The sequence below is a fragment of the Coprothermobacter proteolyticus DSM 5265 genome (assembly GCF_000020945.1).
Taxonomy (GTDB): domain Bacteria; phylum Coprothermobacterota; class Coprothermobacteria; order Coprothermobacterales; family Coprothermobacteraceae; genus Coprothermobacter; species Coprothermobacter proteolyticus.
Map to the genome: position 1 here is coordinate 341,923 of NC_011295.1, position 23,923 is coordinate 365,845.

29 protein-coding genes are annotated in these 23,923 nt (G+C 45.9%); 21 read left to right on the forward strand and 8 right to left on the reverse strand.

What is annotated here, in order from left to right:
* Positions 1 to 9 precede the first annotated feature (9 nt).
* The 5 genes from COPRO5265_RS01695 to COPRO5265_RS01715 all read left to right on the forward strand — a co-directional run bounded on the left by COPRO5265_RS01695 (position 10) and on the right by COPRO5265_RS01715 (position 4,982).
* Positions 10 to 957 (forward strand): slipin family protein, encoded by a 948-nt coding sequence (locus tag COPRO5265_RS01695; protein ID WP_012543907.1) that lies wholly within the window; start codon positions 10 to 12, stop codon positions 955 to 957.
* On the forward strand, positions 941 to 1,141 hold the full coding sequence (locus COPRO5265_RS01700) for a hypothetical protein (protein ID WP_012544541.1): 201 nt from the start codon (positions 941 to 943) through the stop codon (positions 1,139 to 1,141). Before COPRO5265_RS01695 ends, COPRO5265_RS01700 begins: the two co-directional genes overlap by 17 nt.
* Positions 1,142 to 1,161: 20 nt before the next feature.
* Positions 1,162 to 2,349, forward strand: coding sequence for an ABC transporter ATP-binding protein (locus tag COPRO5265_RS01705; protein ID WP_012544041.1), 1,188 nt, complete (start codon positions 1,162 to 1,164; stop codon positions 2,347 to 2,349).
* A gap of 64 nt (positions 2,350 to 2,413) precedes the next feature.
* A complete protein-coding gene (locus COPRO5265_RS01710) occupies positions 2,414 to 3,793 on the forward strand; it encodes a sigma-54-dependent transcriptional regulator (protein WP_012544721.1) in 1,380 nt (459 codons plus the stop codon).
* Positions 3,777 to 4,982 (forward strand): sugar transferase, encoded by a 1,206-nt coding sequence (locus COPRO5265_RS01715; protein WP_012544744.1) that lies wholly within the window; start codon positions 3,777 to 3,779, stop codon positions 4,980 to 4,982. The genes COPRO5265_RS01710 and COPRO5265_RS01715 overlap by 17 nt, the downstream gene beginning before the upstream one ends.
* A 76-nt stretch (positions 4,983 to 5,058) precedes the next feature.
* On the opposite strand, the gene COPRO5265_RS01720 is transcribed toward COPRO5265_RS01715, so the two are convergent.
* The 4 genes from COPRO5265_RS01720 to udk all read right to left on the reverse strand — a co-directional run bounded on the left by COPRO5265_RS01720 (position 5,059) and on the right by udk (position 7,688).
* On the reverse strand, positions 5,059 to 5,322 hold the full coding sequence (locus COPRO5265_RS01720; protein ID WP_012544085.1) for an HU family DNA-binding protein: 264 nt from the start codon (positions 5,320 to 5,322) through the stop codon (positions 5,059 to 5,061).
* Positions 5,323 to 5,474: 152 nt separating this feature from the next.
* Positions 5,475 to 6,443: a 3'-5' exoribonuclease YhaM family protein gene (locus COPRO5265_RS01725; protein ID WP_012543470.1), complete on the reverse strand. Its 969-nt coding sequence runs from the start codon at positions 6,441 to 6,443 to the stop codon at positions 5,475 to 5,477.
* A gap of 4 nt (positions 6,444 to 6,447) precedes the next feature.
* On the reverse strand, positions 6,448 to 7,002 hold the full coding sequence (locus tag COPRO5265_RS01730) for a class II aldolase/adducin family protein (protein WP_012544291.1): 555 nt from the start codon (positions 7,000 to 7,002) through the stop codon (positions 6,448 to 6,450).
* Positions 6,999 to 7,688 (reverse strand): uridine kinase, encoded by a 690-nt coding sequence (gene udk, locus COPRO5265_RS01735; RefSeq protein WP_012544528.1) that lies wholly within the window; start codon positions 7,686 to 7,688, stop codon positions 6,999 to 7,001. The genes COPRO5265_RS01730 and udk overlap by 4 nt, the downstream gene beginning before the upstream one ends.
* A gap of 107 nt (positions 7,689 to 7,795) precedes the next feature.
* Between udk and COPRO5265_RS01740 the strand changes: the two genes are divergently transcribed.
* Positions 7,796 to 9,181 carry an aminopeptidase gene (locus tag COPRO5265_RS01740; RefSeq protein ID WP_012543445.1) on the forward strand — a complete coding sequence of 462 codons (1,386 nt, stop codon included), beginning with the start codon at positions 7,796 to 7,798 and terminating at the stop codon, positions 9,179 to 9,181.
* A 123-nt stretch (positions 9,182 to 9,304) separates the two neighbouring features.
* Here the strand turns inward: COPRO5265_RS01740 and COPRO5265_RS01745 are convergent, their stop codons facing one another.
* Positions 9,305 to 9,745 (reverse strand): MarR family winged helix-turn-helix transcriptional regulator, encoded by a 441-nt coding sequence (locus tag COPRO5265_RS01745; protein WP_236608231.1) that lies wholly within the window; start codon positions 9,743 to 9,745, stop codon positions 9,305 to 9,307.
* 44 nt (positions 9,746 to 9,789) lie between these two features.
* Positions 9,790 to 10,320: a nitroreductase family protein gene (locus COPRO5265_RS01750; RefSeq protein WP_234397874.1), complete on the reverse strand. Its 531-nt coding sequence runs from the start codon at positions 10,318 to 10,320 to the stop codon at positions 9,790 to 9,792.
* Between the two features lie 68 nt (positions 10,321 to 10,388).
* On the opposite strand from COPRO5265_RS01750, the gene COPRO5265_RS01755 reads away from it, so the two are divergent.
* The 7 genes from COPRO5265_RS01755 to COPRO5265_RS01785 are packed head-to-tail and all read left to right on the forward strand — an operon-like array spanning position 10,389 to position 14,346.
* Entirely contained in the window at positions 10,389 to 10,751 is a 363-nt protein-coding gene (locus COPRO5265_RS01755) for a hypothetical protein (RefSeq protein WP_012543743.1), read from the forward strand.
* Between the two features lie 18 nt (positions 10,752 to 10,769).
* Entirely contained in the window at positions 10,770 to 11,423 is a 654-nt protein-coding gene (locus COPRO5265_RS01760; RefSeq protein ID WP_012543514.1) for a nitroreductase family protein, read from the forward strand.
* A gap of 56 nt (positions 11,424 to 11,479) precedes the next feature.
* Positions 11,480 to 11,707 carry a hypothetical protein gene (locus COPRO5265_RS01765; RefSeq protein WP_012544335.1) on the forward strand — a complete coding sequence of 76 codons (228 nt, stop codon included), beginning with the start codon at positions 11,480 to 11,482 and terminating at the stop codon, positions 11,705 to 11,707.
* A 5-nt stretch (positions 11,708 to 11,712) separates the two neighbouring features.
* Positions 11,713 to 12,453 (forward strand): lipoate--protein ligase family protein, encoded by a 741-nt coding sequence (locus tag COPRO5265_RS01770; RefSeq protein ID WP_012544746.1) that lies wholly within the window; start codon positions 11,713 to 11,715, stop codon positions 12,451 to 12,453.
* Positions 12,444 to 13,058 (forward strand): cyclase family protein, encoded by a 615-nt coding sequence (locus tag COPRO5265_RS01775; protein WP_012544160.1) that lies wholly within the window; start codon positions 12,444 to 12,446, stop codon positions 13,056 to 13,058. The genes COPRO5265_RS01770 and COPRO5265_RS01775 overlap by 10 nt, the downstream gene beginning before the upstream one ends.
* Complete coding sequence (sfsA, locus tag COPRO5265_RS01780) at positions 13,055 to 13,714, forward strand: DNA/RNA nuclease SfsA (RefSeq protein ID WP_012544780.1); 660 nt, start codon at positions 13,055 to 13,057, stop codon at positions 13,712 to 13,714. The genes COPRO5265_RS01775 and sfsA overlap by 4 nt, the downstream gene beginning before the upstream one ends.
* Positions 13,678 to 14,346: an N-glycosylase/DNA lyase gene (locus tag COPRO5265_RS01785; protein ID WP_012544164.1), complete on the forward strand. Its 669-nt coding sequence runs from the start codon at positions 13,678 to 13,680 to the stop codon at positions 14,344 to 14,346. Before sfsA ends, COPRO5265_RS01785 begins: the two co-directional genes overlap by 37 nt.
* Before the next feature lie 53 nt (positions 14,347 to 14,399).
* On the opposite strand, the gene COPRO5265_RS01790 is transcribed toward COPRO5265_RS01785, so the two are convergent.
* Positions 14,400 to 14,897 carry a flavin reductase family protein gene (locus COPRO5265_RS01790; protein WP_012543758.1) on the reverse strand — a complete coding sequence of 166 codons (498 nt, stop codon included), beginning with the start codon at positions 14,895 to 14,897 and terminating at the stop codon, positions 14,400 to 14,402.
* A gap of 94 nt (positions 14,898 to 14,991) precedes the next feature.
* On the opposite strand from COPRO5265_RS01790, the gene COPRO5265_RS01795 reads away from it, so the two are divergent.
* The 7 genes from COPRO5265_RS01795 (at position 14,992) to COPRO5265_RS01825 (ending at position 21,328) form a co-directional block, all read left to right on the forward strand.
* Complete coding sequence (locus COPRO5265_RS01795; protein ID WP_012544065.1) at positions 14,992 to 17,277, forward strand: transketolase; 2,286 nt, start codon at positions 14,992 to 14,994, stop codon at positions 17,275 to 17,277.
* An 8-nt stretch (positions 17,278 to 17,285) separates the two neighbouring features.
* Positions 17,286 to 17,867, forward strand: coding sequence for a bifunctional nicotinamidase/pyrazinamidase (pncA, locus tag COPRO5265_RS01800; protein WP_012544363.1), 582 nt, complete (start codon positions 17,286 to 17,288; stop codon positions 17,865 to 17,867).
* The gene (locus tag COPRO5265_RS01805; protein WP_012543724.1) at positions 17,864 to 18,625 is read left to right on the forward strand and encodes a TrmH family RNA methyltransferase; all 762 of its coding nucleotides are present in this window, start codon (positions 17,864 to 17,866) and stop codon (positions 18,623 to 18,625) included. Before pncA ends, COPRO5265_RS01805 begins: the two co-directional genes overlap by 4 nt.
* A complete protein-coding gene (locus tag COPRO5265_RS01810) occupies positions 18,591 to 19,238 on the forward strand; it encodes an endonuclease III domain-containing protein (RefSeq protein WP_107763768.1) in 648 nt (215 codons plus the stop codon). The genes COPRO5265_RS01805 and COPRO5265_RS01810 overlap by 35 nt, the downstream gene beginning before the upstream one ends.
* A gap of 2 nt (positions 19,239 to 19,240) precedes the next feature.
* The gene (locus tag COPRO5265_RS01815; protein WP_012544670.1) at positions 19,241 to 19,711 is read left to right on the forward strand and encodes a hypothetical protein; all 471 of its coding nucleotides are present in this window, start codon (positions 19,241 to 19,243) and stop codon (positions 19,709 to 19,711) included.
* A gap of 45 nt (positions 19,712 to 19,756) precedes the next feature.
* Positions 19,757 to 20,488 carry an SIMPL domain-containing protein gene (locus COPRO5265_RS01820; RefSeq protein WP_012543858.1) on the forward strand — a complete coding sequence of 244 codons (732 nt, stop codon included), beginning with the start codon at positions 19,757 to 19,759 and terminating at the stop codon, positions 20,486 to 20,488.
* 108 nt (positions 20,489 to 20,596) lie between these two features.
* Complete coding sequence (locus COPRO5265_RS01825) at positions 20,597 to 21,328, forward strand: class I SAM-dependent methyltransferase (RefSeq protein ID WP_234397875.1); 732 nt, start codon at positions 20,597 to 20,599, stop codon at positions 21,326 to 21,328.
* Here COPRO5265_RS01825 and COPRO5265_RS01830 read toward each other — a convergent pair.
* The gene (locus COPRO5265_RS01830) at positions 21,315 to 22,016 is read right to left on the reverse strand and encodes a biotin--[acetyl-CoA-carboxylase] ligase (protein ID WP_012544756.1); all 702 of its coding nucleotides are present in this window, start codon (positions 22,014 to 22,016) and stop codon (positions 21,315 to 21,317) included. The two genes, COPRO5265_RS01825 and COPRO5265_RS01830, sit on opposite strands and share 14 nt — an antisense overlap.
* A gap of 62 nt (positions 22,017 to 22,078) precedes the next feature.
* Here COPRO5265_RS01830 and COPRO5265_RS01835 point away from each other — a divergent pair, with 62 nt between their 5' ends.
* A complete protein-coding gene (locus COPRO5265_RS01835) occupies positions 22,079 to 23,851 on the forward strand; it encodes a M3 family oligoendopeptidase (protein WP_012544748.1) in 1,773 nt (590 codons plus the stop codon).
* Positions 23,852 to 23,923: the final 72 nt, after the last annotated feature.

Sequence of the window (23,923 nt, forward strand, 5' to 3'; positions counted from 1 at the left end):
AAGGGTATAATGCCCGGAACCGTTATGGGAAGAACTGGAAGCTTGTTCTTGTTAGGTGTTGGGATAGTTTGGCTCCTTATATGGCTTATCCTGGCTTATTCTTCAAAACAGAAAAGCACACTGGCCGTGTTGGCAGTTTTCTCATTGATTTGGGCTGGTCTTGGATTTTGGCGAGCCATGGCTGGCGATGTTGTAAGCATGGTCATACTTTTTGTCATACTTGTTATTACCCTTCCAGGTATGCTGAAAGTGGTGAACCAGTATCAGCGTGCAGTGCTGCTACGGTTTGGGAAGTTCCAGTCAGTGCTGGAACCCGGGTTAAATGTCATACTGCCTTGGGGAATTGATAGGGCGTTGTATGTGGAAATGCGTACTACCACCATTGACGTTCCAAAACAGGACATAATTACACGGGATAACGTTCCAGTATCAGTGGATGCCGTGGTCTATTTCAATGTGTTTGATCCTAAGTTGGCTGTACTAGAGGTTCAAGACTACAGACAAGCTACTACCCTTTTGGCTCAGACCATATTGCGCTCTGTCTTAGGGTCCCATGAATTAGATGACATGCTCAGCCAACGAGAAAAGCTGAACGAAGTGCTCAAACTGGATCTTGACAAAGCCACTGATCCTTGGGGAGTTAGAGTCACTGGTGTGGAGATAAAAGCAGTGGATTTACCCGAGGACATGAAGCGCGCCATGGCCAAGCAAGCCGAGGCAGAGCGTGAACGTCGCGCGAAGGTCATATCCGCTGAAGGTGAATACCAAGCTTCTGAAAAACTGGCTCAGGCTGCTGAGGTGATCGGCTCCACCAGAGTCGGTGTCATGCTTCGTATGCTGCAAACACTATCAGAGATAGCTGTTGAGAAGAACAGCACCATAGTATTTCCACTCCCCATGGAAATCTTAAGGTATTTCGATGTTAAGGGAGAGAGGGAAGATGAAACAGGTTCTTAAGGGTTTGCTCGTAGTCGGTTTACTGGTGGCTCTCATATTTGGTGCCCTGTACATGGTGGGCTATTCCCATTCTTCAGGTAACGTGACTACGCCAAGTCAACTGGATTGGGAACATTACTTCCAGGAGATCATGAAACAAGTTACTGGACCTGGAAAGGCAACCCCCTACAGGCCAACACAGTAGAAAAGAGGAGGTAATACAAATTGGCTCGGGTATATCTTGAGCATGTGTGGAAAAAGTTCGGCACTGTTGTAGCCGTGAAGGATTTAACACTGGAAGTCAAAGATGGTGAGTTTTTTGTCCTTTTAGGTCCCAGCGGTTGCGGAAAAACTACCACGCTCAGAATGATAGCTGGGTTAGAAGATGTAACTGAGGGAACCATCTACATCGGGGATCGTGTTGTTAACGATGTTCATCCTAAGGATCGCGATATTGCCATGGTGTTTCAAAACTATGCACTTTACCCGCACATGTCGGTATTTGATAACATAAGTTTTGGGCTGAAGCTCAGGGGTTTACCCAAGGAAGAAATTAAAGCCAGAGTCGATGAGGTAGCAGGATGGTTAGGCTTAAAGGAACTGCTTAACCGCAGGCCACGGGAACTTTCCGGTGGTCAAAGACAAAGGGTGGCACTGGCAAGGGCTTTAGTGAGAAGGCCACAAGTTTTCCTCATGGACGAGCCGTTATCCAACCTTGATGCAAAACTAAGAACCCAAGCCAGAGGTGAACTACTCAGGTTGCACAAGGATTTTCCAACTACGACCATCTACGTTACTCACGACCAAGTGGAAGCAATGACTTTGGGTGATCGTGTGGCTGTGATGATGGAAGGTACTTTGCAGCAGGTGGATAGCCCACAAATGCTGTACCTTTATCCGGCGAACCAGTTTGTAGCTGGTTTTGTTGGCACGCCTCCTATGAACTTTCTTACCATGGACATTGTTACTGAAGAAGGTCAAATGTACTTGAAGCACAACGGGTTGAAAGTGCCTGTTACAGCAGACATGGCAGTTGGGCTCAAGGATTATCCCAAAAACAAAGTTTTGATGGGCATAAGACCTCAAGATGTTCATTTGGCTGACGAAGCCAGAATGATTGAGAATTCTGGCTGGGTTTTGCACTGCATTAGTGATGTAGCAGAAAGACTAGGTACAGAAACATATGTACACTTCACCCTGGACGACTTTGAGCTGGTGGGACGCGTTTCTGCTGTGCGCACAGTTTCCATGGGCATGGAGTATGACATTTACATGGATATGACTGGTGCTCATCTGTTTGATCTGGATACCGGAGTACGAGTGTGCAGTGGCACTGCTCCAGAAAAAATGGAAACCAGGTTAGGACTGAAGGCAGAGCCACAGCTGAGAACGGCTGAGCAGTCTGAAGAGTAAGAAAAGGAACAGAGCATTCTTTTATTGAGCAGTAGGGAAATAACATTTTTACATCTGTATAGTCATGGAGAAAAAAGAAGAGAGAGTGTCAAAGCGTAGTAAAAAAACTAATGAAAAGCCAGTAGTCTTGGTGGCTGACGATGAGCCTTCCATAAGGGAACTGGTTCAAACTGTTCTTTCTCAGCAGTCTTTGGAAGTGGTTACCGCATCGGATGGTGAAGAAGCACTTAAGGTCTCAGAAGCTCAGGTTGTTGACTGCGCATTAGTGGATATTCGCATGCCTAAAGTGGATGGCTTGGCTGTTCTTGAACAACTGGTATTGAAAAATATTCCTGTAATTGTTATAACTGCTTACGGAACTTCCGACGTCACCATTGAAGCTATGCGCAGAGGTGCCTACGATTTTATAACCAAACCCTTCGACATCGACGACTTGGCGGAAAAGGTACGCAAAGCACTGGACTACTCCAAAACCACTGAAGTGTTACCCATAAAGGGCAGTAAAGAGACATCATCATTAATGGTGGGCATGTCAGCTGCCATGCAGGAAGTGTATAAACTCATTGGACGTGTAGCTTCTACCGATGTAACGGTGCTCATAACTGGTGAATCGGGTACCGGAAAGGAATTGGTCAGTAGGGCAATCCACTACAACTCACCCAGAAACAAGGGTCCCTTTGTGGTTGTGAACTGTGCTGCCATTCCCGAAGATCTGTTGGAAAGTGAACTGTTTGGTTACGAAAAGGGTGCCTTTACTGGTGCTGATGAACGCAAGATAGGTAAGTTCGAGCTGGCAAACCACGGTACCATTCTTCTCGATGAAATCGGTGATATGAGCCCCATGCTTCAAGCAAAGATCCTTCGTGTGCTTCAGGAGCACGTCATTGAGCGTATCGGTGGAACCAGGTCCATACCAGTAGATGTCAGAGTTTTGGCAGCTACTAACAAAGATCTGCAGAGTTTAGTAAAAAGTGGGAGTTTCAGAGAAGATCTTTATTTCCGGCTGAATGTGGTTCAAATACAGCTGCCTCCACTACGAGAGCGAAAAGAAGACATACCGCTGCTGGCTGATCATTTCATTAAGAAATACGCAGCGGAAACGAGCAAGGAGGTTACTGGAGTTACCCCGGAAGTCATGGCGGCATTAATGGCCTATGACTACCCCGGAAATGTAAGGGAGCTAGAGAACATCATAGCTCGTGCCGTTGCTTTGTGTTCAGGTAAAGTGCTCACCCTTGACGTGCTTCCACCTCAGGTTGTTGAACCAAAGCCCGCCTTGAGGCCTTTAAAAGAGGTTCTGTTGGAAGCCGAGCGTAGAGCTTTCAGGCAGGCGGTTGCCGTGGCAGGCTTAGACCCACAGGCAGTAGCAGATTTGCTGCAGGTGGACCTGGATTATGCAAAGAAGCGGTTGAAGGAGTGGTTTTCCAGTGTGGGCAGTAATTGACCTCTTGGTTTTTCTTTCGTCCTATGCTTTAGCTTCTTTGACGAAATTTGGCTTTCCCATACCTCCCGAAAACCTTGAGTCCATGTTGATTGTTCTCCCTTGGTCTGCCTTAATATTTCTGTTTCTCATGTATTACCTAGATGCCTATGCCACCTATACCAGATCATTTGAAGACATAGCTTGGGCTACTGTTATTTCCATTGCGGGTGCCAGCCTTGCTTCCTTGGTGCTGTCTTTCTGGCTAAGGGCTTTTGCGTTTCCAAGAAGTGTTATCCTTTACGCACTCCTGTATCAGCTACTGCTCTTTTTCCTTATTACTTGGCTTAAGGTTCGGTTCATATCTAAGGAGCCTTTTCCCAGTGTGTTCGTAAAAGGGGTTGATGAAAGTATTGCTTCACTGCTTTCTAGCAATAGAGCTCAGTCCATTGATGAAGCCCAAGCCATTGTCATAGCTGGTTTAGATTTGGTGGAGGAGCTGAAGAAAGGTATTGAGCATGGTAAACCAGTTATTATTGATCCTACGGTGGAGCAAATGGCTCTTCTCAACGGTCTTATGGTATCCTTCGATGACCATCCTTTTATCCTTATCCATTCGTGGGTTTTTGATCGAGTACAGGTTTTCTTAAAAAGAGTAGTGGATATTATTATCGGGCTTTTAGGGAGTGCCATAACAGTGATTCTTTTGCCTTTTATTGCCTTAGCCATTTTCATCGACAGCCCTGGCCCCATTTTTTACACCCAGCAGCGCCTGGGTCAAGGCGGAAGGTCCTTCAAAGTAATAAAGTTTAGAACCATGATACCTGATGCGGAAAAGTACACAGGTCCGGTGTTGGCTAGTGAAGATGATCCAAGGATTACAAGGGTTGGAAGATTCCTAAGAAAGACGCGTCTAGATGAGCTTCCTCAATTCTTCAATGTGCTTGTGGGTGATATGTCTGTGGTAGGTCCGAGGCCTGAAAGGCCTGAGTTCTATGAAAAGGCTTTAGATGAGGTTGAGGACTTTAGGTTACGCTTAATTGTGAAGCCAGGGCTTACAGGCTACGCTCAGGTATATGCCAGCTACAGCGTCGATTTCAAGCACAAGTTTTTCTTTGACCTGTTTTACATAACCAGTCCCAATGTGCTTTCCACTGACATTAAAATACTGCTTCTTACTGTCAAATCGGTACTCAAACGAGAAGGCACTTAAGGGGATGCATATAAAAAAGAGGGGGCCCTTGTATATGTGGGTCCCCTGTTAATTCTCTTCCTCTTGTTAGCTTTCTTTAGTCACGAAGCTCTTTACCGGGTTTGAATACCACGGTCTTCTTGGCTGGAATGTCGATGGGTTCACGGGTCTTTGGGTTGACGCCTTTTCTGGCTTTTCTTTCGCGCAGCATAAACTTACCAAAGCCCACCAAAACTACTGGTTCACCGCTCTTCACGGTTTCCGTGACCACATCCATGAAAGCGTTCAAAAACAGTTCTGCATCTTTCTTCTTCATTCCGGTCCTCTCTGCTAAAGCATCTACCAATTCTGGTTTTGTCATTTTTGTCCACCTCCTGGTTTTTAGAGGGTTATGCACTACACCCTCTAAGCGTATTATATACCACAGTTTCCCCCATAGTCAATAGATGTGGTTATAACAGCGATATGAGGGGGCTGTGGATAACCACAGCGTTTACAGGCTTTGTAGTGATATCAGTTAGAATCCTCGTCCAAAACAAATATGGCTGCATCTAAGGGTTCGCTGTAGTGCGACCATTTTAGCCCTTTAGCCTTGGTTTCACGGTAAATCTTCTGAGCATGGTCTAAATATGCATCTGTGCGATCCGCCATGGCTACCAGCAAAGCTTCCAATGTTTTTGGCTTAACTGGTGAACCCCATTCTTTCTCTCCGTGGTGGCTTAGCACAATGTGAAGCAGTGCTTGTTTCAAGGATTCATCTAAGCCTAAGTCATCCATGAATTTTGCCAACATAAGCGAGCCGTGAACCACATGCCCCAGCAGTTTGCCGTTGTCGGTGTAATCGCCCCCTGGTATACTCATTTCTTCCACTTTGCCAATATCGTGCAAAAGTGCTCCTGTGAGAGCCAGGTCTCTGTTTACGTCAGGATAAAACCTTGAAAGATCACTAACCATTTCAGCTACGTGAACAGAGTGCTCCAAAAGTCCACCAATGCGCGCGTGGTGAATACTCTTGGCTGCTGGTTTCTTTATAAATTGGTCCCAAAGTTTCTCAAACAGTACGTACTCCAACAGTAGTTTCATTTCAGTGTTTTCTACGCTTTCAACTAAGCTTCTTAGTTCTGCTTTTAATTGTTCTAGGTTTTCCACGCTGGGATAGAGTAGTGCCAAAGTCTTCTCGTCGATAACAGATAGATCCACTTGTTCTATGTGAGAGACATACATGGTGACTTCAGAGTTGAATTCGCCAATATTACCTGTGCAGCAGACTAGTTGGCCGTTCTCAATGTTTATCATGCCGTTGTCATTGAGCTCCATGAAGCCCCTAATGCTTCCTTTAGCATCAGAAAGCACCAAGTTTGCGTAGTGGCTGCCGTCTTTCTTTTTTGAGCCGTAAGTTTTTTGTTGCAGGACAAAGAGTTCTTTGACGTTGGTCATTCCCGGTTTCAACTCAATTGAAAAGATCCTCTTTACGTATTCCATATCTCTAATGTCCTACGATGCTCTTAAATGTGATTCGTTCAGCCAATTCTTCCAGCTGTTGCAACCGGAAGAACACTTCCCACAAACTCTCTCCAGCCAATAGGAGGCCAAAATCAGTGGTTACTAAAGCCACCCCCACGTCAAAGATGTCCTTTATTTGCTCAATGAGCTGTTTCCTATCCAAAGGTGGTGCGGCGATGATCTGAAGATCTTGAAATAACATGCCTGGTTCAACGTTTTCTGCCATGGGTACTCGTCCCAAAGCTAGATTCACGAGGCTAATAGGATAGGAGTGAATTAGTGCTTTCACGTTGTCCCAATGTCTGTAAATGTCTAGGTGAACCAAAATTTCTTCCTCAGGATTACCTCTTAGCACTTCACCACTGGGTTCTATCTCCAGTAAATCCTCTTCGGTAACAAATGGGTCTTTCTTACCCACTACTGCCAGTATGTTGCCGTTTTCCAACTTTATCGATATGGTGGTATGGCCGTCACTAGCCAGCATGCTCGTGTTAATGGCGCGGACAGCCGCCAAAAGTTCTTCTTCCACTTTGTTCATATGTCTCCTTCCTCCCCTAATACAGAGGAATCATTGTCACTCTTGTAGCTTTTATCATCATAAAGTTCTTGCAGAAGCACTTGTATTTTAGCTTTAATTATGTCCATGGCAACCATGTTCTTTCCACCTTCTGGGACGATGATATCAGCAAATCTCTTCGTTGGTTCCACAAACTGGATGTGCATGGGACGTACTGTTTCCAAGTACTGCTTAATAACAGAGTCCAGTGTGCGACCTCGTTTTTCCACATCGCGTTTTAGTCTTCTCAGTATTCTCACGTCAGCATCGGTATCCACGTAGATTTTTATATCGAACAAATTCCTAATGCGTTCATCGTAAAACAACAGAATGCCTTCTACTATGATCACAGGCCTGGGCACTACAATCTCGTAATTACCCGTTCTTCCGTAAAGTTCAAAGGAATATTCTGGTACTTTTATGGACTCTCCTTGGATTAGCATCTGCAAGTGTTTATAAAGTAAATCAAAGTCGAAAGCATTGGGGTGGTCATAATTTAACTTCCGACGTTCTTCCAAGCTCAGATCCGGGAAATCTCTGTAATAAGAGTCCATGCTGAGCATGGTCACCTGGTCTTTCGGGACAATGTCATGTAAGGTTTTTGCAACTGTGGTCTTACCTGAACCTGTTCCGCCAGCTATACCAAGAAGAAGGTACTTTTTCTGCACAAGAGAATTATAGCAAACTCCACGTGAGTGGTTTACTTCAATAGAATGTTAAACTATATTTGTTTGTAAATGAAGGAGGCGCATGTGTGGTGAATTTTGAAGAGCTCATGATTAACTGGAAGAACGGACACTTGAAAGTTGATGAAACCACGCTCTCAGAGATCGAATCCTTTGCCAAGGATTACATGCAGTTTATGGCTGTGGCAAAAACAGAACGTGAAACTGTTACACAGTCCATAAAGGAAGCCCGAGAAAAGGGTTTCCGCAATTTAGATGAACTGGAAGGCTCTTGGAGACCAGGAGAGAAGGTATATTTTGAAAACCGTAAAAAGAGTGTGGTTTTTGCTGTACTAGGTCAGAAGCCTGCTACTGAGGGCGTGAACATTGTAGTGGCACACGTAGACGCACCTAGGCTGGATCTTAAGCCCAGGCCACTAAAAGAAGATGAGCAGATCGCCATTCTAGAAACACATTACTACGGCGGCATAAAGAACTTCCATTGGGTTTCTACGCCTTTGGCTTTACACGGTGTGGTAGTTAAAACAGATGGTACTGTGGTGGAAATTGCTGTGGGAGACAAGGATGAAGACCCCGTCTTGGTAATTCCGGACATATTGCCTCACTTAGGTAGAAAGATTCAAATGTCTAAGACCATGGATGAAGCCATACCAGGCGAATCCTTAGATGTTGTGATTGGTTCTGTTCCTCTTAAGGATGAGGAAAAGGAACCCGTTAAGAAATTCATCCTAAAGCTACTTAACGACACTTACGGTATTACTGAAGCCGATTTTCTGTCAGCTGAGTTAGAGGTAGTACCTGCATTGAAACCTCGAGAAGTAGGTTTGGACAGAGCACTCATTGGTGCTTATGCTCAAGACGATCGCGTGTGTGGTTACACGGCGTTTCGTGCTTTATTGGATCTAGCAGAAGTACCTGAGAAGACAGCCGTGGTGATCTTGGCTGACAAAGAAGAAGTGGGATCCATGGGAAACACGGGTATGAGATCTGCTTTCATCGATAAGTTCCTTTCCAAACTCATTGCACTGACCAAACCCTCGTTTAGTCCATTGGATCTTTACGAAGCTTGGAACCGCACAAAGGTGCTATCAGCTGACGTAACCGCTGCTGTAGATCCCATTTGGAAAAGTGTTCATGAGATGCAGAATGCTGCAAGGATGCACTATGGACCAGTTCTGACCAAGTACACGGGTAGCAGGGGTAAAGGCGGAGCCAACGATGCTCATGCTGAGTTCCTTGCTCAAGTTCGGGAAGCCTTTGACAAAGAGGGCGTTATTTGGCAAATGGCGGAACTTGGGAAAGTTGATGAAGGCGGTGGCGGAACGGTGGCTCTATTCATGGCTGATAGGGGAGCTGACGTAGTGGACATCGGTGTGGCTCTGTGGGGCATGCACTCTCTGTTTGAGGTTTCCAGTAAACTAGATGTCTATTACGCTTACAAGGCAAACCAAGCATTCTTCAAACATTTGAAGTAAAACCACTAGCAATAGTGCTTTCCCGGCAGTGAGAGCATGTGAAAGAAGAGAGGAGGGGACCTGTGGTCCCCTCCTTTGTTATTCATGTGTGCGTTTGCTATTCTTTACTTGTCTTTATACAACCTAAAACTCGAAGGTTCTTCTAAGCGTTTCTACTGCCTTTGCGATGTCGGCCTTTTCTTCATTCGTGAATTTTTCCAAGTGATGCTCTAGCGTTCTTAAGAATTGTTCTTTGGTCTCTTTTAATAAGCGCTGTCCTTGATCGGTTATCTCAACCAAAACCAGTCGCCTGTCCCTTTCTTCGTCTCTGAATCTTCTTACTAAACCTTTTTCAACGAGTTTGTCCACATGAGGGGTTAAACCGCCCATGGTTACTACCAGAGCATCAGACAAGTCTGACATTTTACAGGGTCCGATTTTGTCCAGTTCATTGAGTATTTTTAGCTCGCTTAACCCAAGTTGTAGTTCTTGATCCTGCATGGAAGCATAGAATAGCCTTTTAAACCTTCTTGGCAATTGGATATAAAGGTCGAACAAATACTCAGATAGTTTATCCATATCCATACACATTAATTATATGGTCTTAGTGTGCTAAAAATGTTTTTTTTCTAGAGTATAACTACGCTTTCATCAAAGGACTTACGAGCGGGAGAGGGCGGTATTTCTGCGGGGTATCCCAGTGGTACCACAGCTACCGGGAGAAATCGTTTAGGTATCTTCAAAGCCTTCTGAAGTTCTTGTTCGCTGAAATTTCCCACCCAGCAGCTACCCAACCCCTCAGACCATGCTGCCAGCAAGAGGTTCTCCACGGCAGCGCTCACATCACATATGCCGTAAAGGGTGGTTCCACGTTTCCCATAAAGAGCTCGCATGGCTTCAACATCCGTGCAAGCTACAACTATTACTGGCGCTAACTCCACGTGATCTTGATCAAAGCAAGCAGAAGCGACAGCCTTCTTAAGCTCTGGGTTTTTAACCAAATAAAACATTCTTGCCTGCGTATTACCAGCGGAAGGTGCCCACAGTGCTGCTTCCAATATACGTTTTAGTACTGCATCATCCACCGAATCTGGTTTAAAGTTCCTTACGCTCCTACGCTGTTTGATTAAGTCATAAATGTTTTCCATATAGTTTTCCATATAAATGAATTCTATCACGATCCGCCGTATAGTAGTGCTTTGCTTTGGTTATCTATAAGTATAGGGAGGTGAATTCGTTGATAAACGAAAATAGCAGTAAGAAGAAAGTAGTTATTGTGATCTCTTCTGGTGATAAGCAGGTGATCATGCCTGCCTTGAACATGGCACTAAAATCCAAGAGAGACAACCTTTACGAAGACGTGAAAGTGCAGTTTTTTGGCATTAGTCAAAAGATTGCAGCTGAAGATCCTGATGTGCAAGAGCTTATCAGTGAATTGGTTAAGGCGGGCATTAGTCCCATGGCATGTCGCCACATCAGTGACAAATTTGAGGTTACAGTAAAACTTGATAATTTGGGTTTCGACAACGTGCAAATCCCCATAGAAATTGCAAAGCTGGTTAACGAAGGCTACATTCCTATGGTGTTTTAAGGGCAGGGTGATACGAACATGAATTTTGAAGAACTTTCACAGCTTATCAAGAGTAGGCGATCTGTAAGGAATTGGCAGGATAAGGATGTGCCTGACGAAGTGTTGAAACAAGCGCTGGAATTGGCAACCTATGCTCCCAGTGGTATGAACTACCAAGGCTGGAAATTCGTAGTAGTAAAGAACAAGGACATGATAAACGCCATCGCCGATGCTGTAAGAAGCAGGGCTCAGAAGGTAGCAAGCTGGGAGGAAACTGCTCGCCACATGGAGAATCCACAAGCCATGGTAGAGCGTGCTGGCTTCTTTAGAAAAGCTCCCGTGCTCATCGCAGTCTATTCCCAGATTTATCCCTCTAGCAGGGACCAAATCTACCTAGAACGTATGGCGCATGATGAAGAAGCCGCCTTGATGAAATCTTGGCTTGATTTGGCAAATCCAAGCATACAATCTGTTGCTTCAGGCATTGCATACCTCTTGTTGGCTCTCCTTGCACAGGGGCTGGGCAGTGTGTGGATGACAGGTCCCATGCAAGCTAAAGGTGACATCGAACAGCTATTGGGAAAGCCTGAAGGATTCGATTTGGTGGCACTTATCGCTACTGGTTATCATGATGAAACACCTCGCCCAAAAACCATGAAATCATTTGATGAAGTGGTGCAATTTGTTGAATAAAATTCATTACGTGTACGATTCCATAATTCAATCGAAAACGTATTAAACTTTAACTTATGCGAGTGAAAATTGTAGGCCACATGGCTGAAGTTCTGTCAGTGCCGCCTGAAGGTCTTGAGGTTCTGTTGGATGCGCCCATAACATTAGGTGAGCTGGTCAAACGTCTTTGGAATGTGCCTTTTAGTTTGTTCATGGGGGCAAAGGTGGGTGATCTAAAGGTTTCAGAAGAATATGTAGTTACTGGCCACGAGGAAGAGATTGTTTTGCTATCAAATGGTGGGTGATAACCATGAAAGCTACAGTCATATTTGATACTTGTAGAGAAGGCAGTTTGAACATGGCGCTGGACAGCCTGCTTCTGCAACAGCTGCGAGAAGAGGAGCAGGTGTTCCTAAGATTCTACACTTGGTGTCCAGCCACTGTGTCCATTGGTTTATTCCAAAAGTGGCAGCAGCAACAACAACATTCTCCTTACCCCGTGGTTCGGCGTCCTACCGGTGGAAAAGCTGTTCTTCATTTGCTCGATGTGAGTTACTCATTTGTTGGACCTCTTAGCGGTTTTGGAAACAGTGTTTTGGAAACCTATTTTCTTGTGTCTCAGGGGCTTATCAAGGGTCTTGAGCTTTTAGGAATACCTGCCGAGTTTCTGCCAGCACCTTTGCCTACCAAGGAGGATCCATCAAGCTGTTTTGTTCATCTGTCAGGCCATGAAGTTGGCGTAGCAGGGAAGAAGCTTATCGGGTCAGCTCAAGCAAGAAAACCATGGGGCTTTTTACAGCATGGATCCATCATGGTTGAACCCATATACCATGAGATGGCTGAGCTGTTTTCCATTGAGGAATCTGAGATAAGAGCCCACGCTATTGCCCTTCGGGAGCTACTTCCCGATATAACCATAGGCGTACTTGAAAATGCTCTGCGTGAAGGTTTTGAGGATGCTCTGGATTTGCACTTTACCCAGGCTGAGTTTTCCTCGAAGGAACTTTCGCAGGCTGCCTCATTTAGCGGGAAATACGCTGTATGCAGTTAGAAGCTAAAAGCATAATCGATCTAACGCAAACCATTTCCGAAAATCTACAGGTATATCCGGGCGATCCACCAGTTGAGGTGCATACTGTGTCCACGCTTGAAGACGGTTTTGTTTTGGAGCGAGTCTGCATGTCCTCCCATGGAGGTACTCACTTGGATGCTCCTTGGCACGTTCTTAAGGGGGGTGCTGACGTAAGCTCTATTGCCTTAGAACGGCTCATATTGCCCTGTGTGTATGTGGACATGTCCGCCTTGTCAAAGAAGGAAGACCGCCTAGCCAAGCTAACGGGACGTTTTACGGACTTAAAAGATAAAGCATTACTTCTGAGCACTAATGAGAAGCTATCTGCGAATATTACACCCGAAGAAGTGGAAGTGCTCATAACTGGCGGTGTAAAACTGCTGGGTGTAGATGCAATGAGCGTGGAGCACAGTGATGATTTGGTGGTTCACAGACAACTTCTTTCTTCTGGGGTGCTCATTGTGGAGGGGTTGGCTAACCTTCACATGCTAAATGAAAAACAGGAGTATTTTTTGGTAGTTGCCCCACTGAAGCTGGAAGGCTGTAGTGGGGCTCCGGTCAGGGCTTTTGCGATTACACTATGAAGTTTCCACCCCTGCTTTTTGGAACAGTTGTGGAACGTCAAAAGCGTTTCAAACTGCTTGTTGATTTTGACGACCATTTGGACTGGGCTTATCTGCCTAATCCGGGGCGGCTACGTGAACTCATTTACCCGGGAGCTCCTGTGTGGTTAAAGCCTGTGCACTCTGCAAAACGCAAACTGGCCTATGAGGCTGTTCTTGGCTATGATTCTGTCCTGGTTTGTTTGTATGCCGCTTTGGCAAACAAATTGTTTCTGGAAAGTCTTGATCTGCTCGGTTTAGGCGGCAATGTTCAGGTGCTCAAAGAGGTTAGTTTAGGGCATTCACGTTTAGATTTTTCTGTTGACGGACGTTTGGTGGAGGTAAAGTCTGTAACGTTAGTCCAAGATGGATTGGGCTTGTTCCCTGACGCTCCCACAAAACGTGGAACTAAACATCTTTACGAGCTTGCTGATAAAGGTGAAGGCTTGGTGGTCTTTGTGGTGCAGCGGTGTGATGCAGAAGCTGTCACATTTCACAGTGCCATGGACGAGGATTTTGCAAGTGCCATGAAATGGGCAAAGAAGAAAGGTGTAAGTTTTAAAGCTGTGAACTGCATAGTAACAAAGGAGGAGATAAGGCCGTGGCGCGAAATTCCAGTGCTCTTCCCGCAAGATTAGAAATAGCTAACTCATTAGAAGAGCTTGTAAGTCTTGTCAAGGACGAAGCTAAAGACCTTGTTTCTCAGCGAATTGCACAGTTCAAAAACTTCCCACGCCATGATGTGAGTAATTTGTTTTCCGAGCTCAGCTTTTGTGTGCTCACTGCGAACTGGAGCGCTCAAGGTGGAATGCGTGCTCAGGAGCTCATAGGTGAGGGTTTTCTAACCATGCCTCCTGAGGATCTTGAGGATGCTTTACGTAGTGTGGGTCACCGCTTCGCTTACCAACGTGCTCGTTTCATTCTGGAAAACCGTCAGCGAGCTCATTTACTTCCTTTAATCGTAAACGGCAATCTGCCTTCACCAGAGGCTCGCAGCATGTTGGTCAAAAACTTTAAAGGCATCGGCTGGAAAGAAGCTAGTCACTTCTTAAGAAACGTGGGGTTACTGGACGTGGCAATCCTCGACAAGCACATCCTCAGGCTCATGCACCACTACAAGCTTATCGAGGATATGCCCAAAGGCTGGACCAGGGCTCGCTATGAAGCGCATGAACAATTACTTATTCCCATTGTGCAGAAGCTTCACATGGATTTAGGCGAAATGGATCTTTACCTGTGGTACGCTGTCAAGAACACTGTAGATAAGTGATCTTTCACAAAAGTCACAAAGGTCACAAAGGTTACGTGCTGTTTTTTTTGTGTTCATTCAACTAAGAACTGCTGATACTGGTCACCTGCTATCTGGAACAGCGGGCAAAAGGGACGCTTTAGCACGGATTTTGTAATTTCCAGCACAAAGAGGGTGTGATCACCTGTTTCAAAATAACCTTTTCTAGTTGCTTCCAAGTAAGCTGGTATGCCTTCAATGTAGGCGCTACCATTCTCCGCAAGTACCTTATTGACGTGGAACTGTTCAAACTTATCCACGTTCTTTCCTGAGCATTTTCCCGTATTTTCAACCAGCTCCTCGAAGGACTTATCTACTAAGTTTATGGTGGCAAAAGGGAAATCCATGAGCATGCTGTGACTAAAACGCTTAGGCGAAATAGCCAGTCCAACCAAAAACGGGTTCCTTGAGAGGATGGTATGCCACCCTAAGGGCATCATGTTTGCTCTTTCAAAACTACCAACCACCAGTATGATTACTTGGCGCGGATGCAGCAGATGATAATCCTCACGTGTGGTTAAGAACTCTTTCATGTACACCAAAACCTCCTTTTTTGGACAATGGGGCGCTGTTTAAATTATAATTAACTTATGCAGCTTCTTACCATCAATTAAAGGAGGTTTTTTCATGCAAAATGACTTCAAATACTGGGAGAAGATGAAGGACATCTCTTTCGAACTCATGGATATCATGCTGAATTACAGGCAGAGTGGTCATCCAGGCGGAAGTCACTCCAAGACTCAAATGCTTTTAGCTCTCATGTTCGGTGGCAAGATGCGGTACGACATACGTCGTCCGGAGTACCGTTTTAGCGACCGTTTCATTTTGGCAGCGGGGCATACCATCCCAATGGTGGATGCTGTGCTTGCCATGATCGGAGATGCTTTCCGCTTGCGTTTCACAGATACGGGTGATCAACGGTTTTTCATCGCTCCCGAAAAGATTGTATTGCCAGAAGATTTGCTACATTTTAGGCACCGCGGTGGCTTGCCAGGTCACGCTGAATTTGGTGGCAAGACCATGTTCCTCAAGTTCAACACGGGCCCATCGGCTCACGGTTTACCAGCCTCCGTGGGAGAAGCACTAGCTTTGAAAAAAGCTGGTTTATCGGAGTTCAAAGTTTTTGCCATTGAAGGTGAAGGAGCCTTAACAGCAGGCGGATCACATGAAGCTAAGAATGGTGCATGGGGCTATGGTCTTGGCAACCTTTACTGGCTGGTGGACTGGAACGATTTTGGCATTGATGATAGAAGAACATCTTCAGTGGTCTTTGGTGGGCCTGATGAATGGTTTGCTTCTCATGGTTGGAGAGTATTCGGTACCTTAGAAGGCCACGACTGGAACAACATATGGAAGGTCTTTGTGGACGCCTTGGATCATCCTGATGAATTACTTCCCACAGCCATGTACTTCAAGACCAGAAAAGGCTATGGTTACGGTGTCTATGACAATAAATCCCATGGCACGCCCATAAAGAAGAATGCTCCTTTGTTCTGGGAAATACGTAAAGGATTCATGGAAAAATATGGTGTGGAGTACGACGGTTTTGGCAAACCCGCTCCCGAAGATAGGGAAGAAGAGCTGAAGCAATTCAAGAATAATATCGACATTGCCTTAAGTGTGCTGCGTAACGACCGTGAACTGGTGGAATACATCACCGATAGGCTTACTGAAATTGGTGAAAGCCTACCTAAGGCTGTTCCCACGTTCAAGCTGGATGTGAACCCATACAAAGATCCTGACATTTATGACTACACCAAGTACCCTGAGGAAATGTTTGCGAAGCCTGGTGAAAAGGTGCCTAACCGTGCAGCTTTGATAAAGTGGGGCAGCTATGTGAACGCTGCCATCGGTCGTAAGTACAACAGGCCCTTGATCATAGCTACCTCGGCTGACCTAACTGAATCCACTAACTTGCACGGCTTCGGTCAAGGTTGGGGCGACAACCCAGGTTGGGGTTGGTATGACCGTTCCACCAACATTGATGGTGCCATACTTCCTTCTGAAATAACGGAGTTCATGAACTCAGGCTTAGCTGCCGGTATGGTAACTGTGAACATGGCTGAGAACCCCTACGAAGAATTCAACGGCTACTGGGTTATCATGTCCACCTACGGCTCTTTTGCTTACCTTAAATACGGTCCCATGAGACTTCTCAGCCAACTGGCTCAGGATTGCCCACTTAAGGTGGGAAAGGTCATTTGGGTCCTTGGTCACTCTGGTCCTGAGACTGCTGAAGACTCGCGTACGCACTTTGGTGTGTTCGCTCCAGGTGTTTCTCAGCTGTTCCCCAAGGGAAAGATAATCAACCTTTATCCTTGGGAGCACAACGAAGTGCCAGTAGTTCTGGGCGAAGCGCTTAGTAAGGATGTTCCCATCGTTGCTTTGCACCTAACTAGGCCGCCCATAACCATACCTGACAGAAAGGCACTGGGCATTGCTCACTATTTTGAGGCTGCGAAGGGAGCTTATCTCATTAACGATTTTGATCCAGCTCGTCCTAAGCAGGGCACAGTTATTGTCAGGGGAACAAGTACCACTGCTAACCTCGTAAGCATACTGCCTGAAATAAGAAAAGCTTTCAATGTGAAAATCATTGCGGCCATAAGCAGAGAACTCTTTGACATGCAACCTGAACATTACCGCATGCAGATTTTGCCGCCCACTGATTGGGCTGATTCCATGGTCATTACCAACGAGGCTCTCTCATTAATGCAGCCGTGGTTGTTCTCCAAGCTGAATGAGGAGTATTCTCTATCCAGTGACTGGGACAACAATTGGAGAACTGGTGGCACCGTGGAAGAAGTCATCGAGGAAGCGCACCTTGATCCTCAGTCCATATTCCATGGCATCGAGCGCTTTGTTAATGACCGTGAAAAGAGGTTGGCTCGCCTAAAAGAGCTGGGATGGTGAAGCATTAAATGATAGATTTTCAGCCCACCGACGGGCTCATTGTAGTTGATATTCAAAGGGATTTTTGTCCTGGGGGCACCTTGGCGGTGCCCCAGGGAGATGAAATAATAGATGTGGTAAACAGGATCATTAAGAAAGCAGAAGAAGCTGGTTCAGTAATCGTTTACACCAGAGATTGGCATCCAGAAAATCATCTTTCATTCAAAGCATATGGTGGTATTTGGCCACCTCACTGTGTGCAGTGGACACCAGGTGCTGAATTTCACCCCCAACTTTATCTTTCTGAAAAGGGCATCATTTTAGACAAAGGCACGCATCCGGAGTTTGAAGCATATAGTGGTTTTCAAGGTACGGGTCTGCATCAAATTTTTAAAGATCGTGGCGTAAACAGGGTTTTCGTTGTGGGTCTTGCTACTGACTACTGTGTAAAAGAAACGGCTGTTGACGCGCTTCGCTACAGGTATGAAACCTTTGTTGTGGCTGACGCAGTAAAAGGTGTAAATGTTAATCCTGATGATTCCCAGAAAGCGCTGCAGCACATCGAGGACATGGGCGGTAAGGTCATACTTTCTCAGGAGTTGCTTCCGTGAGATTCATAGAGAGTCCAAAGAATCCAAAAATAAAGGAAATCAAAAAACTGCTAAGTAGTAAGAAAGCACGTGATGAAAAGGGTCAGTTTGTTCTGGAGGGTCCGAAAGCCATTGAAGCTTACGTTCAGTCAGGTGGAAAGGTGTTAGAACTCCTTTACAGTAAAGATGCCAAAGACTTACCTAAAGTGAACGCCGTAGTTACTCAGTGCGCTCCAGGGGTTATGGAAGCTGTAAGCGATGTAGCAGGAGATCAGGGTGTCATAGCCATTGCTCAGAAAAGGGATTGGACACCCCAGCAGGTCCTAAAGCGTAAGCGTATTGTGGTTTTGGAACAGCTTCAAGATCCAGGTAACTTGGGCACCATACTTCGAACGGCAGCGGCCTTTGATTACGGGGTAATACTAACTACTGGGAGCGCTGACGTTTACAATCCCAAGGTTGTGCGTGCTTTGGCAGGCAATTTCCTAGCTCCTTTTGTCTATGTCACTGGCGGTGAAGCCCTGGAACTTTGCAAAAACCTGTTTGTTGTCACTACTTACAAATCTTCAGAAAAGCCGGATTTCAAGTGGCGGCAACCCTTTGCCATTGTTTTGGGCAATGAGGGGCAAGGGCTTACTGAATCCTGGAGACGTATTGCAAAAGCCAACGCCTGGATACCTTCAAAAGTAGAGTCTCTCAATGTATCAGTTACTAGTGCCATACTGATGTGGGAGGGGACGAAAATTGGAACTGCAAAAAGCAGTGGAGATCTTATCTGAGACCCACAAGAACGATTTGCATTTTGACCTGGAATTTGATAGCCCTTATGAGCTTCTCATAGCTGCTCTGCTGGCTGCTCAGGCTAGCGATGAATCGGTTAACGAAATCACCAAAGGGTTCTTCCCCAAGTTTCCATCTGCGCAAGCTGTAGCCGAAGCTGACGTGGAAACGCTGGAAAAGGCCATTTATCCGGTGAATTTTTACAAGACCAAAGCCAAGCGACTCAAAGAGTGTTGTCAAGCGTTGGTTGAGAAGTTTCATGGTGAGGTACCAAACAACGTTGAGGATTTGACAGAACTTCCGGGTGTGGGTAAAAAGACTGCGTCCATGGTTGTACTAGGCGCTTTTGGGCAGCCTGCGGTGGTTGTGGACCGTCATGTGCTCAGAGTACTAAATCGACTTGGTTTTAGTTTCAAAGACGCCGATGTGGCTGAAGAAGAAATCAGAAAAATGCTCGCACCAGAGTACTGGGGTAAGCTTTCCTATTCTTTCATGAGGCATGGTAAAACTATTTGTCTGGCAAGAAAGCCGCTGTGTGACAAATGCCCCTTAAAGGATTGTTGTCCCAGCAGTAATGCAGGCAGCAATGGTAACCAAAAGGATAGCTTTTGACAATGGCTCCACTTGATTGGATCACTGCCGCAATAATAGTTTACTTTGCTGTCTCTGGCCTTCTCAGTGGCGCAGGTGCACTGGCAACTACGTTAAGTGTGTTTCTCACTGTGGCATCGCGTAGCTTTATAACTACACAGCTTACGCACTGGGTTTTTCAGCTCATCTCCAGTCTGGGCGCAGATCCTTCTTATGGTCAGCCTCTATCATTAGTTCTTTCATTTCTCCTGTTTTTTACCCTGGCTCGTCTAGTTTTAAGAGCCTTACTTGGCGTTATCTTGCCTCGGGCAGGCATTGGCAGAGTTATTTACGCTGTGGGTAGTGTGATTGTTAACGGCTATGCTTACCTTTACTTGCTTAATGCTCTTCTGAGAAGCTCATGGCAGAGTTACATCTGGCTCATGCCATATTTCCAAGGAACTCACACTTTTAGGCTACTTGAGACAATTTTCGGCACTGTGACAGCTGTGTGAAACTTTTTGCCTCCGTGTGCGTCTACTTGACGGAGGTGATACAAAATGAAAAAGTTCTACAGCAGTCCACTGCTGGCATTGGCAGTGGTAGCGGCAGTTTTACTAGGTGCTTGGCTATTACCTGTAGGAGCGGCCAGCACGGATTCACAGGAAACACCCACCATTTCAGTAAATGGTATTGCAAAAGTGGAAGTTGTTCCTGACATGGCTGTGGTGAATTTTGTAGTAGAAGCAACGCAGCAGACAGCTTCACTGGCCATGGCTGAGGTAACCAAAGGAGCCAACGCCGTAGTGGAGGCAGTAAAAGATATCGTGAAGGACGAAAAGAACATAAAAACTAGTAATGTGAGCGTTTACCCTTGGTACGACTACACCGAAAAAGGTACCGAGCTTTTGGGATACAGGGCAGTTGTGCAGATTTCTGTTAAGTCCTCCGTAGAAGACCTACCTTCAATCATTGATGAAGCATTTACTGCAGGCGCTACTGGAATGAGTGGCATTGCATACGAGTACTCGAAGACCGCCTCTGTTATGGACCAGCTTATTAAGGATGCCATGGCTGATGCTCGTCACAAAGCTGAAGTGGCTTTGTCTGCTGAGCATGCCACACCGGGTAAATTGGCCAGCGTACAGGTTTTGGAAAGCTCTACACCAATTTGGCGAAGCGAGGCTTCATACTCCAAGGATGCACAAACAATGGCACAGGACATCAACATCATGCCTGGTGTTCAAGAAGTAAGCGTCAGTGTATCTGTTTCTTACGTCATTAATCAATAATAGGGCACTAAAAGTACTGTGCTGTAAGGACGTTTAGGAAGTCACTTGCGGGGGAAGAGGGCGCATGAAAATCTACATGTGCCCTCTTTTGTTTTACAATGCTTTTATATGGAGAATGGTATTATTGACTACTTTGGTGAGCTTTACTACAAATGCTTTGCAACTAAACTGGAGCAGCGCTCCGAGCAGGAGGCACGTCTTGCGCTGAAGCTACTTGATTCGCCTCGCAGCATTTTGGACGTGGGTTGCGGCTGGGGACGTCACTTGCAGTACTTTCTTCGCTGGGGATTGGATGCCTGGGGGGTGGAACCGAACCCGTTTTTTGTGCAGATTTTCAAAGAACGTAATCCTTTGTGGTCAAATCGTATCATACATAACAAACTGCAAAATCTCAATGTGTTCAAGCAGTTTTCAGCTGTGGTGAGCTTGTGGACCAGTATTGGCTGGGATCAAAGTGATCAGGAAGAACAAGAGCTGTTCAGAAAACTATCAGAATTCCTTTCGCCTGGAGGTTTACTCTTGCTGGATGTAGATAACCTTAAAGGCTGGCAAGCACGCTTTTGCAGAAAGTGGTGGGAAAGAGTTGATGGTGGTTATGTTCTTGACCAGCATGCACTTAAAGGTAGCAAACTTACCACAACACGGCAATTTCTTCTAGATGCAGGGAGCACCTACAAGGTAACCAGGCAGCTAAAACTTTATACTTTAGAAGATTTGCAGGCTTTGGCAGAACCTTATCAGCTTTTCCTCAGAGCCACTTACCGCGACTTAAGTGGTAACCCTTTTTACCCTGAAGCCCCGAGGATTGTCGCTGTGTTTGAGAAAATTACCGCAGCGTAACCTCACCCCAACCTAACGTTACCAGTTTGCCTTCCATGTTCAGGATCAAACTTCCATCTTCTTCAATGTCCACAGCGGTTCCTTCCCAAACTTGATCGTTGCTTCGTACCCGCAATTTCTTTCCCATGGATTTGAATTTGTCTTTGAACGTGGCAAGGATTTCCGAAAAATCAACGATTTGCTCGTACACCTGCTCCATGCGGTAGATAAGGTACATGAGTGGTTGCTCTACTGGTAAAGCCTGTCCGAACGCGTGTTTTATAGAAGTTGCCTCAGTATCGTCGGGAAACTCATCTTGATTAACATTGAGACCAACACCCACCACCACTCCTACAAGTCCATCCTGCCAAATGCCTTCAGGCAGAATGCCTGCCACCTTCTTACCTTCAATTAGTACGTCATTGGGCCACTTGGTTTCCCATGGCACAGGGAGTAAATCCAAATACTCTCCCACAAAAACGGCAGTAGCAAGCCCAAGCAAAGGTGGATTACTGTAGGTACTACCCGGCAAAGCGAAGCTTACCAACAGACTTTTCCCTGGCTCGTCCTCCCACACTCGACCCAAACGACCTTTGCCCCTAGTTTGATGCTCTGCCACGAAAGCAGCAGGTTCTTTGTTGCCTTCCAAAATGTACTTGCGAGCAAGGTCGTTTGTGGATTCCACCACTTCGAACTTCTGTATTCTCATGGTGAGCACCCCCTTTGACACATTATAACAGTGTTAAACTGAAAGTGGAGGTGAAGGTAACCATGATGGAATGGTCCTTAAGTGAACTTTATCCCTCTTTTGATTCTCCTGAGTTTCAAGGGGATTTGAAGGAGCTGGAAAATCGTGTTAAAGAGTTTAACGACTGGTCCCAAGGAGCCTTAAAGGATTACACTGCTCCCGTTTCTAAAGCAGAAGCAGGCATTAAACATACCATGGCTATTGCTGAGCTTTATGAGAAACTGGGCGCTTTTGCGCAGCTGACCATTAGTGTGGAGGCCTATAACGAGCAGGCAGCGAAGGCAGCCGATCGTGTGCACACCGTAGTAGCCGATATGGCTCTGGGTGACACAAGGTTTAAGAAGTGGCTGGCGGGTTTGGGAAACCTTGATGAGGTTATTGGAAAATCCGAATTACTTAAAGAGCATGAGTATTTCATAAAGGATTCCGTGCGTTATGCTCGTAGGTTGCTAAGCGAGCAAGAGGAAGAGCTCATAAACAAACTGCAAAGCACGGGCAGTCTGGCTTGGTCAAGGTTGCAGGGTAACCTCACAGCTAAGCTGCTTGTGGACATGAAGAAGGATGGCAAAGAAGAGAAACTTCCGCTCACGGTTGTGCGCAACATGGCCTACCACGAAGACAGGAACGTGCGCATGGCAGCTTACGAAGCTGAGCTAAAGGCCTATGAAAAAATCGATGAGGCGGTTGCATCCAGCCTAAACGGTATCAAGGGGGAGTTTTTGACCATATCCAAGAAGCGTGGTTACAAGGATCCGCTAGAAGCCACACTGGAAACGGCAAAGATGGATAGGGCGATTTTTGATACTCTCATGGATGTCATGAATGAGAGTTTGCCTGTATTCCGTAGGTACCTAAAAATCAAGGCAGAAATTCTCGGACATGGTGATCGTCTGCCTTGGTATGATCTTTTTGCGCCTGTAGGCAGAAGCAGCCGTAAGTTCAGCATAAATGATGCACGGGACTATATTGTGACCAATTTCGGAAAATTCGCACCCGAACTCTCGGACCTTGCAAGGACGGCTTTTGATAACAAGTGGATCGACGCTACACCCAGAGAAGGGAAGCGTGGCGGAGCATTCTGCTATGGTTTGCATCCCATCAAACAATCTCGTATCATGGCCAATTTTGATGGAACCTTTGATGGAGTTACCACCCTCAGCCACGAGCTTGGTCATGCCTTCCACAATTGGTGCCAGCGTGACGAGAGCATTCTGAATGCTGATTCACCCATGCCCCTAGCAGAAACAGCATCCACCTTCAATGAAACCATGATCACTGAAATAGCTCTTTCCGAGGCAGATCCACAGGAGCAGCTATTCATTCTGGAGAAGAGTTTAAGCGGTGATACTCAAGTGGTCGTGGACATTCTTAGTAGGTTCCTGTTTGAATCCGAGGTGTTTAGGAGGAGAACGCAAGGACCACTCTCAGTGAGTGAACTTAAAGAAATTATGGCCGATGCACAGAAACAAGCTTATGGCGAGGCTTTAAACTGGGACTACCTGCATCCTTACATGTGGGTTAACAAGCCTCACTACTACTATGCTAATCTGCACTTCTACAATTTCCCTTACGCTTTCGGTCAATTGTTTAGTAAAGCTCTTTACGCCATGTACAAGGAGCAGGGGAAGGACTTTATTCCCGCGTATGAAAATCTTTTAAGAAATACTGGCAAACACGACATAGGAGAACTGGGACAGCTTATCGGCGTGGATCTGACTCAGAAGTCTTTCTGGGAGAAATCCATCGAGCTTATCGAGCAGCAAGTAGAGCAGTTTGAACGGTTGGCAAAGGCATAGAAAAAGGTAAAAAACAAAAGGATTTTGTGGAGTTTAATAAAGAAGGGGAGTCGCTTTAAAAGGGCTCCCCTT